Raw genomic sequence first — 13,673 nt, forward strand, 5'->3', positions numbered from 1 at the left:
GCAGCCCCGCCCGCTCAGTTTTCGGATTCGGTGGCGATTAGCTTCCAGTTTGGATCCCGCGAACGGATGTCGCGCGCAAAGGTCCAGAGATCGTTGACCTCGGCAACCGACTCGGCATCGCCGTCGATCAGGCCACCCTGCTTGTCATAGGTCGCCGAAATCAGCTGGCTGACGATGCGCACCGTGATGTTTTCTTCGCTGTCCTTCACTTCGGCGTGAATGATGTCCGCCTTGTCGATGCCGACAAAGGTGGACTTGACGACTTCGCCCTTGCGCTCGCGGTCGGTGATCGCCGCGTCGAAGCCTTCATAGACCTCGCGGGAAAGCAGGTTCTTCAGCGTCTTGCGGTCGCCGTCAGCAAAAGCCATGACGATCATCTCGTAGGCCATCTTGGCGCCGTGGACGAATTCCTTGGGATCGAAGCTCGGATCAGCGTCGCTCAGCGATCGAAGCTGGGTATTCAGTGTCGTACCCGCCTTGGCGAAGGTATCGATCGATTCGTATCGCCCCGCTTCTTCGTCCGCGTTCTCGCGTCGCGGCAACTGTACGACTTTGCCCTTGTCGCCGCTTTCCGGCCCCTGGCTCATGTCACGCGGCGAGTAGGGATCGAACGGCGGCCGCTCGTTCCCTGTCCGGCGGCCCAAGACGCTGCGCAGCTGCAGGAAAATGACCACCGCGGCGATCAGGAAAAAAAACGTGATGAAGTCGAAGGAGCCCATTTCCACCCGGAACCGCTGTTAGATTTTCTCGTGGCTATTTCCATATAGTCCGCAAGAATAGATCATTCAAATGGCGATGTCCGCACTCTTACGGCGCCGCGCGTCTTTTAAGATGCACAAAGATCGCTGTGGTACTTCAGAGTTGCTGCATGCTTTTGCCTGATATCGGAGACGATTTGAGGAAACATGCGGTAGAAGGGGATGTGATACCAGGTTTCATTTTCGGGCAGCATTGATGCGATCATTTCTTATTCCCCTCCTCATCCTCGGGCTCCCGCTCGCCGAGATCGCCGGTTTCGTCGTCGTCGGCCGAGAGATCGGGCTTTTGATGACGCTGCTTCTGGTGCTTGCAAGCGCATTTGTGGGTGTGATCCTGCTCAGAGTCCAGGGATTTACTGTCATCCGCAGGATGCAGGATGCCACCCGCACCGGCAGCGATCCGGGCCGGGAGGTGATCGGCGGCGCCTTGCTGTTCGTCGCAGCGATCCTGCTCATCGTGCCGGGCTTCGTCAGCGACGTGATCGGGCTCCTCCTGTTTCTGCCCTTTGTCCGGAACGGCGTGGCCGCCTACCTGCGCAAGCGGATGACGATCGTGACCGCGGCATCCGGGGCGAACTGGTACCCACAAAACGACCCGCGCGAGCCACGGCCCTCGCCACGCGTGATCGACCTCGACGAAGGCGAATTCTCGCGGACGGACGACGAGGATCCGCCGCAAAATGGCGATCGCCATCGCCCCTAACCAAAAAATGCGCAAACGGCACTCCGTCGCCCACATTCTGGAGCATATTCCCGGCTTCTCGGTTTGGAGCATAGGCACACGCTTCCGGCCGAACGCGCCGGGTCCGCAGGGTTGTAAGCCCTAGGCCGAAATGCTAGATGGCCTCACCGAATTGATGTCGAGGAACCCTTATGACGACTGATACCGCATCCAACGGCAACGGCAGCGCGCAGCAGAGCCCGTCGCTGAACATCCTCGCCCAGTATATCAAGGACCTTTCCTTCGAAAACCCGGGCGCTCCGCGTTCGCTGCAGGCTCGTGACAAGGCGCCGTCGATCAACATCAACGTCAATGTCAACGCCAACCCGCTCGCAGAGAACGATTTCGACGTCGTTCTGTCGCTGAATGCCGAAGCCAAGGACGGCGAACGTGTTCTCTTCAACGTCGAGCTGGCCTATGGCGGCGTCTTCCGCGTTGCCGGTTTCCCGCAGGAGCACATGCTGCCGCTGCTCTTCATCGAGTGCCCGCGCCTGCTGTTCCCGTTCGCGCGCCAGATCGTTGCCGACGCGACCCGCAACGGTGGCTTCCCGCCGCTGATGATCGACCCGATCGACTTCGCGCAGATGTTCGCGCAGCGCATGGCCGAAGAAAAGGTCCGTGCCCAGGTTTCGAACTCGAACGAAACCGCGAACTGATCGAATTCCAGAACGCTGGAACAAAGAAGCCCGGCTCTCACGCCGGGCTTTTTTGATGCCTGTTATTCCTGGGGTTCGTATTTTGCCCAGATCGCCTTGGCGCCGATCTTCGCAATCAGCGCAGCGTGCGCCGCAAGATCGTCCTCCGACAGCCGGCTCGGCAGCGGACGCGGACGCTGACTGATGACGATCGGCGCATCGTCGAGTTCGATCGACTGCCCCGCCGATTTCGTCGAGACAAGGCCGAGCGCAGCCTGCCGACCGCCGATCATCTCGATATAGACTTCGGCAAGCAGTTCGGAGTCGAGAAGAGCGCCGTGTTTCGCGCGGTGTGAATTGTCGATGCCGTAACGACGGCAAAGCGCATCGAGCGAGTTCGGCCCCATCGGGTGCTTGCGGCGAGCAAGCGCCAAGGTGTCCGTCACCCGATCGACGGCGATTGGTGGCAATCCCAGACGGGCGAACTCGGCGTTGACGAAACCCATGTCGAAGGTGGCGTTGTGCGCGACCCAACGCGCATCTCCGAAGAAATCGAGGATCTCGTCGACGACATCGGCAAAGGGCGGTTTGTCCTTCAGGAATTCGTCGGTGATGCCGTGGATGGCGAGCGCATCCGGGTGAACCTTGCGGCTGCCGGGATTGATGTAGATGTGCAGCGTGCGGCCGGTCGGAAACTGATTTTCGAGTTCGACACCGCCGATTTCGATCACGCGGTCCTCGCGATTGTCGAGGCCCGTCGTTTCCGTATCGAAGATGATCTCACGCATCCGTGTCTCCGTTGTTGGCTGCGAGTTCGTCGACGACGGCCTTCACCTGGCCGCGGGTGACGTCGAAACTGTCGCTGGTATCGATGATGTAGTCGGCGCGTTTACGCTTTTCGCTGTCCGGCACCTGCCGTGCAAGGATCATCGCGAGTTTTTCCTCGGTCATTCCCGGGCGCTTCAACGCTCTTTCGCGCTGGAGTTCGGCCGAGCAGGTGACCACCACCACGCGGTCGACCCGCTTTTCCGCGCCCGTTTCAAACAGCAGCGGAATATCCAGGACGACAAAAGGCGCGGCCGCGTTCTTCGTTAGGAACTCCTGCTCCTTTTTGCGCACGAGCGGATGGACGATGGCCTCAAGTTCGGGCAGCCGTCCAGGCGCCTCCATGAGCTGGCGCGACAGTTCGGCGCGATCGACCTCGCCGTCTTTCGTCGTTCCGGGAAAGGCCGCCTCGACCGGCGCAGCCGCCTCGCCGCGATAAAGTTCGTGCACGACCTCGTCGGCATCGTTCACCGGAACGCCGAAATCACGGAACATCTGGGCCGTCGTCGACTTGCCCATGGCGATCGATCCTGTCAGACCGAGGATAATCATCAGTGCCTTTCCATGTCATCGATGATGAGTTGTCGAAGCGCGGCATCGACCGTCGGCCGACAGCCAAACCAGAGCTCGAAGCCGGGCACGGCCTGATGCAGAAGCATGCCCAGGCCGTCGACGATCGCGAAACCTTGCGCCTCCGCCTGGGCCAGGATCGGCGTCTTCAGCGGAACATAGACAATATCCGTCACGACGGCGCTGGAAGCCATGACGCCGAAATCGATCGCCGGCGCTTCGCTGCCATCCATGCCAAGGGAAGTGGTGTTGATGAACAGGCCTGCGCCCGCCATCACCTCCTTGAGCGCACCCATAGGATGCGCTTCGACCGACGGTCCGAAACGATCGGCGAGCTCCTTCGCCCGCTCGATCGTCCGATTGACGACATGGACCGTCTTGATGCCGCGATCACGGACCGCCTGGATGATCGCGCGGCTGGCGCCGCCGGCGCCGAGGACAACGGCGGTCGACGTCTTGTCCCAGCCGACGGCCCGCTCATCGAGATTGGCAACGAAGCCGCGGCCATCGGTGTTGGTGGCGCGAACCTCTCCATCTTCAACCCATAGCGTATTGGCGGCGCCGAGCTCCTGGCTCAGCTCATCGGGTCTATCCGCCAGGCGACAGGCGAGTTCCTTGTGCGGGATGGTGACATTGCCGCCGCAGAAACCGGATGTTCCGTCCTTGAGGCTTGCAATGAAGGCGGCGAAATCGTCCGGCTTGACCTCGTAGGCGCGGTAGCTGCCGGGCAGACCGAGCTGTTTCAGCCAATAGCCGTGGATGAGAGGCGACCGGGAATGCTTGATCGGGTAGCCGGTGACGAAGGCGTGGTTAACAAATGTTTCACGTGAATCACGCATCGATCGTTCCCAGTTCACGAAGTTTGGCGAGCAGCGGCAGCATCGGAAGACCGAGGATGGTGAAATAGTCGCCCTCGATCTTTTCGAAGAGCTGGATCCCCTCGCCTTCCAGCTGATAGGCGCCGACGCTCGAAAGTACCTTTTCGCCGACACGCTCCAGGTGGCGCCTGACGAAGTCTGCCGTCAGCGGCCGCACGGTCATATGAGCGGAAGAGACGTGCCGCCAGACAACCTCCTCGCCGCGTAAAAGCACGATGGCGCTGTTCAGGCGATGGGTCTTGCCCGACAGCGAGAGCAGATGCTGCGCCGCCTCCGCCATGTCCCTCGGCTTGTGATAGACCCGCGCTTCCAAGGACATGGTCTGGTCCGAGCCGATCACCAGCGCGTCGTCAAAATGCCTGATAACGTCGCGCGCCTTTGCCTCCGCCAGCGCGAGCGCCACGGTTTCGGGCGCAGCACCGGCATCTTCGAGCGGCTTTTCCAGCGCACGCTCATCGATCTTGGCTGCCTTCGCCTCGAAAACGAGGCCGGCATTTTCCAGGAGCGCACGGCGAAACGGGCTTGCCGAGGCCAGGACGAGCAAAGGATTCATCAAGCAGGTTCCCGTATTGTTCGATTCGGGTAGATCACGTGATTTTGGGGTCGGCTCGACCCAAAATCATAAACGTGATCGATTTTTAAAAGTGAGAGCGGGATGGCGGGCGGAAGACCGCAAACACTTTTCCTCATCCCGCTCTAACGCAGACGCGGACGCAGGGCAACGATAGCGGCCGCTGTTTCCTCGATCGAACGGCGGGTAACATCGATGACCGGCCAATTGTTGCGGGCGCAGAGTGACCGGGCATATTTCAGTTCCTCGGTAATCGAGGCCTTGTCCGTATATTGATCGCCGTGGAACCCTTGCGTCGTTCCGAGCACCCGGTGCTGGCGCACTTGTGAGATGCGGTCGGCGGTGGCGATCAGACCGACGACGAGCGGCTTCGTCGCCTCCATCAATCTGTCAGGCAACGGCACGCCCGGGACGATCGGAATGTTGGCGGTCTTGATGCCGCGGTTGGCGAGATAGATGCTGGTCGGCGTCTTCGATGTCCGGCTGATGCCGACGAGAACGACATCGGCCTCGTCGAAATCGGCAGGCAGCTGACCGTCGTCGTGGTCCATCGTAAAGTTGAGCGCATCGATACGGGCGAAATATTCCGCATCCATCACATGCTGGGCGCCGGAGCGCCGGCGCGAGGGCGATCCCAGATAGGACTGGAAGAGGTCGATGATCGGGTCGAGCACCGAGACACAGGGGACGCCCATATCGCGGCAACGCCGGTCGATGACATCGGCGAGTTCCCGGTCGACAATCGTGTAGAGCACGATGCCGGGCGCGCCATCGATCGCGTCGAGAACCTGCATCAACTGTTTGCGGTTGCGGATCAGCGGATAGACATGTTCCAGCGCATGAGAGCTCTGAAATTGAGCGGCGGCGGCGCGCCCAGCGGCGATCAGAGTCTCGCCGGTCGAGTCCGAAATCAGGTGAAGGTGGAAGTAGTTTTTCTTGTTCTCCACGCAATTCTCCTGGTGCTGTTGATAAGCCGGGATGAAGGACAGCTAACGACGCGGTGCCGATCCAGGCAAGTGGAAAACAGCCGACTTATTCACAATTGGTGCAGCCGCGGAAAATGCTCCGCGGCAAATGTGGAAAAGACTCGCGGCGATGACAAAGTGTCACGCGTATCAACCGTTTGTCCACAAGCCTGGCCAAAATCTCTGTTCCGCTAATCGACTGAATCAAAAGGCCTTTATTCGCCTATCTGCACTGTTTCTTCAGATGGCACGGTTGTTGTCCCGGCGCACGTCATCCCGATCCGCAACCGTGGACAAGTTGGTGGGTTGTTTTAATCCTTGATACCCACCGACTCTAAGAAATAGAAACCTTCTAAATATCTTTGATTTTAGATTGGGAGAGATGATCCGTGACCGAAACGCGCAGAAAGGTTCTGGAGGTTTTGGCAGGGAAGACGGTGTCTCCTCCTCCGATCTGGCTCATGCGCCAGGCCGGCCGCTACCTGCCGGAGTACAGGGCAACGCGGGCTAAGGCCGGAAGCTTCCTCGATCTCTGTTACACGCCGGATCTCGCAGTCGAGGTGACGCTGCAGCCGATCCGTCGATATGCTTTCGATGCCGCCATTCTCTTCTCCGATATCCTGGTCATCCCGGATGCTCTGAAACGCAATGTGCGCTTCGAGGAAGGTCATGGGCCGCGAATGGATCCGATCGATGTCGACGGCATCCTTCGCCTGAAGCCTGAGGGCATCGCTGAGCACCTCCAGCCCGTCTTCGAGACGGTATCGCGGTTGCGGGCCGAACTCCCCGGAGAAACGACGCTGCTCGGCTTCTGTGGCGCTCCCTGGACGGTTGCGACCTATATGATCGCCGGACACGGAACACCGGACCAGGCTCCTGCTCGTCTCTTTGCCTACCGCAACCCGGAAGCCTTCGATCATCTGCTGTCTTTCCTTGCGGATGTCTCGGCCGATTATCTCGTACGGCAGATCGACGCCGGCGCCGATGCGGTGCAGATCTTCGATTCCTGGGCGGGGGTTCTCGGCGAGGCGGAATTCGCCCGTTATGCCGTCAAGCCGGTTCGGCGGATGATCGCTTCGGTCCGGGCGCAACGGCCGAACGCGAAGATCATCGCCTTTGCGAAAGGCGCCGGTCAGTTGCTGAAGACCTATCGCCAGGCGACGGGCGCCGATGCCATCGGCCTCGACTGGACCGTGCCGCTTTCCTTCGCGAAAGATCTGCAGAAGGAGGGGCCGGTGCAGGGCAACCTCGATCCGATGCGGGTCGTTGCGGGCAGCACGGCGCTCGAGGAAGGCATCGACCGTATTCTCGATGCGCTTGGCCATGGACCACTGATCTTCAACCTCGGCCACGGCATCACGCCGCAGGCCGATCCGGATCACGTGTCGGCGCTGGTTGCCCGGGTCCGCGGAGCGAAATGATGGCGGAGAAGCAGACCGATCAGGCGCCCGGCAACAGGGCTCGGCTAAGGGCAGCAATTGCGCTCAGCGCTTTCGCGGCGCTCCTTGTCGGTCTGTTCGTCTGGCAGCCGGATGATCTCTATCTCTGGATCAAGGCGCTGCACGTCATCGCAGTCATGTCCTGGATGGCGGCCCTTCTCTACATGCCACGCCTCTTCATCTATCACACGGACGCCGAGCCGGGCTCGGCGCAGTCGGAAACCTTCAAGATGATGGAGATGCGGCTCCTGAAGGTCATCATGAACCCGGCGATGATGATCTCCTGGGTGCTCGGGCTCTACCTCGCCTGGAGCGTCTACGGCTTCCAGGGCGGTTGGCTGCATGCCAAGCTCCTGTTCGTGGTGCTGCTGACGGGTGTCCACATGCGCTTCAGCCGAGCCGTTCGCGAGTTCCAGCGTGACGAAAACAAGCACGATGCGCGCTATTGGCGGCTGATGAACGAGGCCCCGACACTGCTGATGATTCTCATCGTGATCATGGTCGTGGTGAAGCCGTTCTGAATTTAATCGATTTGTGGTTTGCAATAGTCGTTTCTAATTTGCGACAGCCCCTTGCGGGGTTTCACGTGAATCGCTATTTTCTGCCATCTCCTCTTCATGGCTTGTGACAAAGACAAGAGCCTGCCTCTTCCAGCCGCAGCTCCCCAACGAATACTCGCCATCTCTCCATTACCCATACCAAACATGGATCCTTCATGGCTGAAATGAAGCTACAAGAACTCAAGAACAAGACGCCGACCGATCTGCTCGCCTTTGCCGAGGAGCTCGAGGTCGAAAACGCCAGCACGATGCGCAAGCAGGAGCTGATGTTCGCGATCCTCAAGATGCTTGCCGCACAGGACATCGAAATCATCGGTGAAGGCGTCGTTGAAGTCCTGCAGGATGGGTTCGGCTTTCTCCGTTCCGCGAATGCAAACTACCTTCCCGGTCCCGACGACATCTATATCTCGCCTTCCCAGATCCGCCGCTTCTCCTTGAAGACCGGCGACACCGTCGAGGGTCCGATCCGAGGACCGAAGGAAGGCGAACGCTACTTCGCCCTGCTCAAAGTCAACACCATCAATTTCGACGATCCGGAAAAGATCCGTCACAAGGTTCACTTCGACAACCTGACACCGCTCTATCCGAACGAGCGCTTCAAGATGGAACTCGACGTTCCGACGTCGAAGGACCTCTCGGCCCGCGTCATCGACCTGGTGGCGCCGCTCGGCAAGGGCCAGCGTGGCCTGATCGTCGCACCGCCGCGCACCGGTAAGACTGTTCTCCTGCAGAACATCGCCCATTCGATCACCGCCAACCATCCGGAATGCTATCTGATCGTTCTCCTGATCGATGAGCGTCCGGAAGAAGTGACGGACATGCAGCGCTCGGTAAAGGGCGAAGTCGTTTCATCGACCTTCGACGAGCCGGCAACCCGCCACGTCCAGGTTGCCGAAATGGTCATCGAAAAGGCGAAGCGCCTTGTCGAACATGGCCGCGACGTCGTCATCCTGCTCGACTCGATCACCCGCCTCGGCCGCGCCTACAACACGGTTGTTCCGTCATCGGGCAAAGTCCTGACCGGCGGTGTCGACGCCAATGCCCTGCAGCGTCCGAAGCGCTTCTTCGGTGCTGCCCGTAACATCGAAGAAGGCGGCTCGCTGACGATCATCGCGACCGCGCTGATCGATACCGGCAGCCGCATGGACGAAGTCATCTTCGAAGAATTCAAGGGTACCGGTAACTCGGAAATCGTGCTCGACCGCAAGGTCGCCGACAAACGCATCTTCCCGGCGATGGACATCCTCAAGTCCGGTACGCGTAAGGAAGACCTGCTGGTGCCGCGCCAGGATCTGCAGAAGATCTTCGTACTCCGCCGCATTCTGGCGCCGATGGGTACGACCGACGCGATCGAATTCCTTATCGACAAGCTCAAGCAGACGAAGAACAACGGCGACTTCTTCGACTCGATGAACACCTAAGACGCGGTCGATATCCGATATCAGAGACCGGCCGACCTACTCGGCCGGTTTTGTTTTCCGAAAAGCTTAGCCGGATTCACGACAGATATCGATTCGGCTTCGCAACAATCCGGATCATCTGGATCTCGATGCCGCGATTGTTTCCGGCTGATTCACGTGAAACATGCCGATGCCATGCAACACGCGCGTAGCAGCACCTTGATATTTCAACGCCGTTTCGGCATAAGCTCCCCCCGACCCGTTGAGATACAGTTTTCGTTCCGCGTGAGCCTGCTCCGCGAAGTGAAACGATCCGGTCCCGAACTTCGATGATCCCTATTGTTTCGACCAGCGAAGCGCATAGGCGGCTTTCGTGGTATTTCAGGTGAGCCAATGACAGCGATGCACACGATATATGCGCTTTCCAGCGGGGCCCTGCCCGCTGGCGTCGCGGTCGTGCGTGTCAGCGGCCAGCACACTGCGGCGGTCCTACAGGCATTGTGCGGCGACGTGCCGCTGCCGCGAACAGCGACACTCAAATCGATTCGGACCCGCAACGGTCTTGTGATCGATAGCGGCCTTGTTCTCTATTTTCGCGGACCTGCCTCCTTCACCGGCGAGGATTGCGCCGAGTTTCAGATCCATGGCGGCCGCGCCGCGGTGAACGCCTTGCTCGAAGAGCTCTCCCAATTCGAGGGCTTGCGCCACGCCGAAGCGGGCGAGTTTTCGCGGCGCGCCTTCCAGAACGGCAAGCTGGACTTGGTGGAAGTCGAGGGCCTCGCCGACCTGATCGTTGCCGAGACCGAAATGCAGCGCCGCCTGGCGATCGAACATTCGGGCGGCGGGCAATCGAAGGTGTACGCGGCCTGGGCGAAACGCCTCACGCATGCGCGGGCGATGATTGAGGCCGAACTCGATTTTGCCGACGAGGATGATGTGCCGGGTTCGGTGAGCGACCGCATCTGGCAGGACATGCAGATACTGGCACAGGAGATCGCTGCCCACATCGCTGATGCGCCGCTCGCCGAGATCATCCGCGACGGGTTGAAGATCGTCATCGCGGGCGAGCCGAACGCCGGCAAGTCGAGTTTGCTCAACGCACTGGCGCAGCGGGATATCGCCATCGTCACGGAGATCGCCGGGACCACGCGCGACGTGCTCTCGGTCGACCTTTCATTAGCCGGATTCTCCGTCAAACTCTATGACACCGCGGGGTTGCGTGAAACCGACGAACGCGTCGAGCAAGAGGGTATCCGTCGCGCACGAGAAGTTATCGAGCGGGCGGATCTGATCCTCCTCCTGTCGGAGTCCGTGGGCGGTTTTGAGTCTTTGTCCGAAATTGCCGCTGACGGCATGCCCGTCTTGCGAGTGGCAACAAAGATCGATCAGCCGGACCGGCGGTGGTCTCCCGATGCGGCCGACGTTTTCATCTCGACCAGGACGGGTGAAGGCATGGATCGCCTATTGGATGCGATCGCCAGACATCTACCCGACCTCAGCGGCCGGACCGCACTCGCTTTGCCGTCGCGGCGCCGCCATGTCGATAGCCTGCGGCAAGCGCTGCGGGCGATCGAAGCGAGCTTGGCGGGGGAGCATTATGGTCTCGACATCCGAGCTGAACAGCTTCGTCTTGCAGGGGATGCCATCGGGCGAATTACCGGCCGGGTGGATGTCGAGAACCTTTTGGATGTGATATTTTCCGAATTCTGTATCGGAAAATAGTCTGTGGAAACAACGATGCAACGTTTGCGAGTCCTTCGTTGTGTTTCACGTGAAACGATTCGTGCCGGCGCGAAGCGCTGCTGGCTTGGAGATATGAACAATGATCCAGTATGACGTCATCGTCATTGGCGGCGGCCACGCGGGCTGCGAGGCGGCAGCAGCGGCTGCGCGTCTCGGCGCCAATACTGCATTGATTACCCACAAGGCGTCGACCATCGGCGTAATGTCCTGCAACCCGGCGATCGGTGGATTGGGCAAGGGTCATCTGGTGCGAGAGATCGACGCGATGGATGGCCTGATGGGCCGCGTCGCCGACGCTGGCGGCATTCAGTTTCGCCTCCTCAACCGGCGCAAGGGCCCCGCTGTTCGAGGTCCGCGCACCCAGGCTGACCGGCGCCTCTATCGCGAAGCCATGCAACGCGAGATCGCCGCCATCGCCAATCTCAGTGTTATCGAGGGCGATGCGTTCGACCTCGTCGAGGCCGGCGGAAAAGTCAGCGGCGTCGTGATGAAGGACGGGCGCTCGTTTGTATCAAAGTCCGTGGTCTTGACGACTGGCACTTTCCTGAAGGGTCTGATCCACATTGGCGATCAAAAGATCCCGGCCGGCCGCGTTGGCGAAGAACCATCGGTTGGTCTTTCCGGGACCCTGCTGCGCTATGGTCTGAAGCTCGGCCGTTTGAAGACCGGCACGCCGGCACGTCTCGATGGACGCACGATCGACTGGGATCGTGTCGGGAGGCAGGGGCCGGACGAGGATCCTGTGCCCTTCTCCTTCATGACCGACCACATATCGAACCGCCAGATTGATTGCGGTGTGACGCGCACGACGGAGGCGACGCACAAGATCATCGCCGACAATATCGGCAAGTCGGCCATGTATTCGGGTCAAATCGAAGGTGTCGGTCCGCGCTATTGCCCGTCGATCGAAGACAAGATCGTTCGCTTTGGCGAGCGTGACGGTCATCAGATCTTCCTGGAGCCGGAGGGCCTCGACGATGACACCATCTATCCGAACGGGATTTCGACGTCGCTGCCTGCCGATATCCAAGAGGCGTTCATTCGAACGATTCCCGGGTTGGAGAATGTGACGATCCTGCAGCCCGGCTATGCCATTGAGTATGACCATGTAGATCCGCGTGAATTGAATGCGACACTGGCGGTGCGCAAGATGCCTGGTCTGTTCCTGGCGGGGCAGATCAACGGAACGACCGGCTACGAGGAAGCTGGCGCGCAAGGATTGGTCGCAGGTTTGAATGCTGCTTTGCTTGCGACCGGTCGGCCAGAGGTGATCTTCAGCCGCACGAATTCCTATATCGGCGTCATGATCGACGATCTGACGTCGCGCGGCATCACTGAGCCCTATCGCATGTTTACGTCTCGCGCGGAGTATCGTTTGTCGCTCCGCGCCGACAATGCCGATGCGCGTCTGACACCGTTGGCGATGGAGCTCGGTTGCATCTCCGACGCGCGCCGTGATCGGTTTGTCGACTGGCGCGCTCAGTTCGATGACGGCCGGGAGCTGTTGAAGAGCCTTTCGGTGACACCGGCGGAAGGCAATCGCCATGGCCTCAAGCTGAACCAGGATGGCCAGCGGCGCACTGCCTTTGAGATCCTCTCCTATCCGGAGCAATCGATCGCTGCCCTGCTGCCGATCTGGCCGGAACTGTCGTCGATTGGCCCGCGGGTAGTCGAGGCGCTGGAGATTGATGCTGCCTACGCCGTCTATATGGACCGTCAGGCGGCGGACATAGCCGGCATTCGTCGGGAGGAAGACCTGGTCATTCCCGACGGCTTTGACTTCGACAAACTGTCGGGCTTGTCCAATGAGCTGAAGCAGAAGCTGAAGCAGCAGGTGCCGCGAAATCTGGCGCAGGTGATGAAAGTCGACGGCATGACCCCGGCCGCGGCGTCGCTGATTCTCGCCTGGTTGAAGCGCCAGAACGGAACCGTAGAACGCGAAGAAAAGGCAAGTGCACAATGAAAACGAGTCCCGTCGATGTGTTGAACGGACTGCGTGTTTCACGTGAAACGAATGAACGCCTGGAGCATTTTGCCCGCCTCTTTCAGAAATGGGCGAAGTCGATCAATCTCGTGGCGCCCTCCACGATCGAGGATCTGTGGCGCCGTCATATCGTTGACAGCCTGCAGCTTGCGCAACTGTCGCCCGAGCCAAAGACCTGGGTCGATCTGGGCAGCGGTGGCGGCTTTCCGGGTGTCATTACGGCGATCTATCTCTCGGAGTTCGCTGACGGCTGGGTGCATCTCGTCGAAAGCAACAACAAGAAGGCCGCATTTTTACGAGTCGCTTTGGCCGAAACGGGCGCACGTGGTTCCGTTCATCCGATTCGGATCGAAGAAGCTGGAAAGGTGATTCCGCAGGCAGACGCAGTTTCAGCGCGCGCATTGGCCGATTTGACGCTGTTACTCGACTATTCGGCGCCGTGGTTGCTGGCCGATGAGTGCAAAACGGTCGCCTACTTCCACAAAGGGCGGGATTACCAGCGTGAAATCGACAAAGCCGTTGGCCGCTATCAATTCGATCTGGTAAAACATCCAAGCGTCGTCGAGCCGGATTCTGTTGTGCTCGAGATCGCAAATCTGTCACGCAAGGTTCAGTGATCGGCGA

Annotated in this window: 14 protein-coding genes; 8 read left to right on the plus strand and 6 right to left on the minus strand. The window is 59.9% G+C overall.

Annotated elements, in window-relative coordinates:
• Positions 1-14 precede the first annotated feature (14 nt).
• On the minus strand, positions 15-719 hold the full coding sequence (locus ACQ5BM_RS29160) for a Tim44/TimA family putative adaptor protein (RefSeq protein WP_429818888.1): 705 nt from the start codon (positions 717-719) through the stop codon (positions 15-17).
• Between the two features lie 235 nt (positions 720-954).
• Here ACQ5BM_RS29160 and ACQ5BM_RS29165 point away from each other — a divergent pair, with 235 nt between their 5' ends.
• Complete coding sequence (locus ACQ5BM_RS29165) at positions 955-1,461, plus strand: FxsA family protein (RefSeq protein ID WP_429818809.1); 507 nt, start codon at positions 955-957, stop codon at positions 1,459-1,461.
• Positions 1,462-1,631: 170 nt separating this feature from the next.
• A complete protein-coding gene (gene secB, locus ACQ5BM_RS29170; RefSeq protein ID WP_429818811.1) occupies positions 1,632-2,135 on the plus strand; it encodes a protein-export chaperone SecB in 504 nt (167 codons plus the stop codon).
• Between the two features lie 62 nt (positions 2,136-2,197).
• On the opposite strand, the gene dnaQ is transcribed toward secB, so the two are convergent.
• The 5 genes from dnaQ to ACQ5BM_RS29195 form a co-directional block, all read right to left on the minus strand.
• Positions 2,198-2,902: a DNA polymerase III subunit epsilon gene (gene dnaQ, locus ACQ5BM_RS29175; protein ID WP_429818813.1), complete on the minus strand. Its 705-nt coding sequence runs from the start codon at positions 2,900-2,902 to the stop codon at positions 2,198-2,200.
• A complete protein-coding gene (gene coaE / locus ACQ5BM_RS29180) occupies positions 2,895-3,491 on the minus strand; it encodes a dephospho-CoA kinase (protein ID WP_429818815.1) in 597 nt (198 codons plus the stop codon). Before coaE ends, dnaQ begins: the two co-directional genes overlap by 8 nt.
• Positions 3,491-4,348, minus strand: coding sequence for a shikimate dehydrogenase (locus ACQ5BM_RS29185; RefSeq protein ID WP_429818817.1), 858 nt, complete (start codon positions 4,346-4,348; stop codon positions 3,491-3,493). Before ACQ5BM_RS29185 ends, coaE begins: the two co-directional genes overlap by 1 nt.
• Positions 4,341-4,940: a Maf-like protein gene (locus ACQ5BM_RS29190; RefSeq protein WP_429818819.1), complete on the minus strand. Its 600-nt coding sequence runs from the start codon at positions 4,938-4,940 to the stop codon at positions 4,341-4,343. The genes ACQ5BM_RS29185 and ACQ5BM_RS29190 overlap by 8 nt, the downstream gene beginning before the upstream one ends.
• A gap of 143 nt (positions 4,941-5,083) precedes the next feature.
• On the minus strand, positions 5,084-5,905 hold the full coding sequence (locus tag ACQ5BM_RS29195) for a pyruvate, water dikinase regulatory protein (protein ID WP_429818822.1): 822 nt from the start codon (positions 5,903-5,905) through the stop codon (positions 5,084-5,086).
• 407 nt (positions 5,906-6,312) lie between these two features.
• Between ACQ5BM_RS29195 and hemE the strand changes: the two genes are divergently transcribed.
• From hemE to rsmG, 6 genes are all read left to right on the plus strand, one after another.
• Entirely contained in the window at positions 6,313-7,344 is a 1,032-nt protein-coding gene (gene hemE, locus ACQ5BM_RS29200; protein WP_429818824.1) for a uroporphyrinogen decarboxylase, read from the plus strand.
• Entirely contained in the window at positions 7,341-7,883 is a 543-nt protein-coding gene (gene hemJ, locus ACQ5BM_RS29205) for a protoporphyrinogen oxidase HemJ (RefSeq protein WP_429818826.1), read from the plus strand. The genes hemE and hemJ overlap by 4 nt, the downstream gene beginning before the upstream one ends.
• A gap of 194 nt (positions 7,884-8,077) precedes the next feature.
• The gene (rho, locus tag ACQ5BM_RS29210) at positions 8,078-9,343 is read left to right on the plus strand and encodes a transcription termination factor Rho (protein ID WP_089044254.1); all 1,266 of its coding nucleotides are present in this window, start codon (positions 8,078-8,080) and stop codon (positions 9,341-9,343) included.
• A 372-nt stretch (positions 9,344-9,715) separates the two neighbouring features.
• Positions 9,716-11,044 (plus strand): tRNA uridine-5-carboxymethylaminomethyl(34) synthesis GTPase MnmE, encoded by a 1,329-nt coding sequence (gene mnmE, locus ACQ5BM_RS29215; protein WP_429818828.1) that lies wholly within the window; start codon positions 9,716-9,718, stop codon positions 11,042-11,044.
• 100 nt (positions 11,045-11,144) lie between these two features.
• Complete coding sequence (gene mnmG, locus ACQ5BM_RS29220; protein WP_429818830.1) at positions 11,145-13,028, plus strand: tRNA uridine-5-carboxymethylaminomethyl(34) synthesis enzyme MnmG; 1,884 nt, start codon at positions 11,145-11,147, stop codon at positions 13,026-13,028.
• Positions 13,025-13,666: a 16S rRNA (guanine(527)-N(7))-methyltransferase RsmG gene (gene rsmG / locus ACQ5BM_RS29225; RefSeq protein WP_429818832.1), complete on the plus strand. Its 642-nt coding sequence runs from the start codon at positions 13,025-13,027 to the stop codon at positions 13,664-13,666. Before mnmG ends, rsmG begins: the two co-directional genes overlap by 4 nt.
• Positions 13,667-13,673: the final 7 nt, after the last annotated feature.

The organism is Ensifer sp. B1-9 (assembly GCF_050474445.1).
GTDB lineage: Bacteria > Pseudomonadota > Alphaproteobacteria > Rhizobiales > Rhizobiaceae > Ensifer.

What these genes read in the sequence shown, in the direction of transcription:
- ACQ5BM_RS29160 (WP_429818888.1), bottom strand. Translation starts at nt 719, where the DNA reads ATGGGCTCCTTCGACTTCATCACGTTTTTTTTCCTGATCGCCGCGGTG.
- ACQ5BM_RS29165 (WP_429818809.1), top strand. Translation starts at nt 955, where the DNA reads ATGCGATCATTTCTTATTCCCCTCCTCATCCTCGGGCTCCCGCTCGCC.
- mnmE (WP_429818828.1), top strand. Translation starts at nt 9,716, where the DNA reads ATGACAGCGATGCACACGATATATGCGCTTTCCAGCGGGGCCCTGCCC.
- ACQ5BM_RS29185 (WP_429818817.1), bottom strand. Translation starts at nt 4,348, where the DNA reads ATGCGTGATTCACGTGAAACATTTGTTAACCACGCCTTCGTCACCGGC.
- dnaQ (WP_429818813.1), bottom strand. Translation starts at nt 2,902, where the DNA reads ATGCGTGAGATCATCTTCGATACGGAAACGACGGGCCTCGACAATCGC.
- secB (WP_429818811.1), top strand. Translation starts at nt 1,632, where the DNA reads ATGACGACTGATACCGCATCCAACGGCAACGGCAGCGCGCAGCAGAGC.
- ACQ5BM_RS29190 (WP_429818819.1), bottom strand. Translation starts at nt 4,940, where the DNA reads ATGAATCCTTTGCTCGTCCTGGCCTCGGCAAGCCCGTTTCGCCGTGCG.
- rsmG (WP_429818832.1), top strand. Translation starts at nt 13,025, where the DNA reads ATGAAAACGAGTCCCGTCGATGTGTTGAACGGACTGCGTGTTTCACGT.
- mnmG (WP_429818830.1), top strand. Translation starts at nt 11,145, where the DNA reads ATGATCCAGTATGACGTCATCGTCATTGGCGGCGGCCACGCGGGCTGC.
- hemJ (WP_429818826.1), top strand. Translation starts at nt 7,341, where the DNA reads ATGATGGCGGAGAAGCAGACCGATCAGGCGCCCGGCAACAGGGCTCGG.
- coaE (WP_429818815.1), bottom strand. Translation starts at nt 3,491, where the DNA reads ATGATTATCCTCGGTCTGACAGGATCGATCGCCATGGGCAAGTCGACG.
- rho (WP_089044254.1), top strand. Translation starts at nt 8,078, where the DNA reads ATGGCTGAAATGAAGCTACAAGAACTCAAGAACAAGACGCCGACCGAT.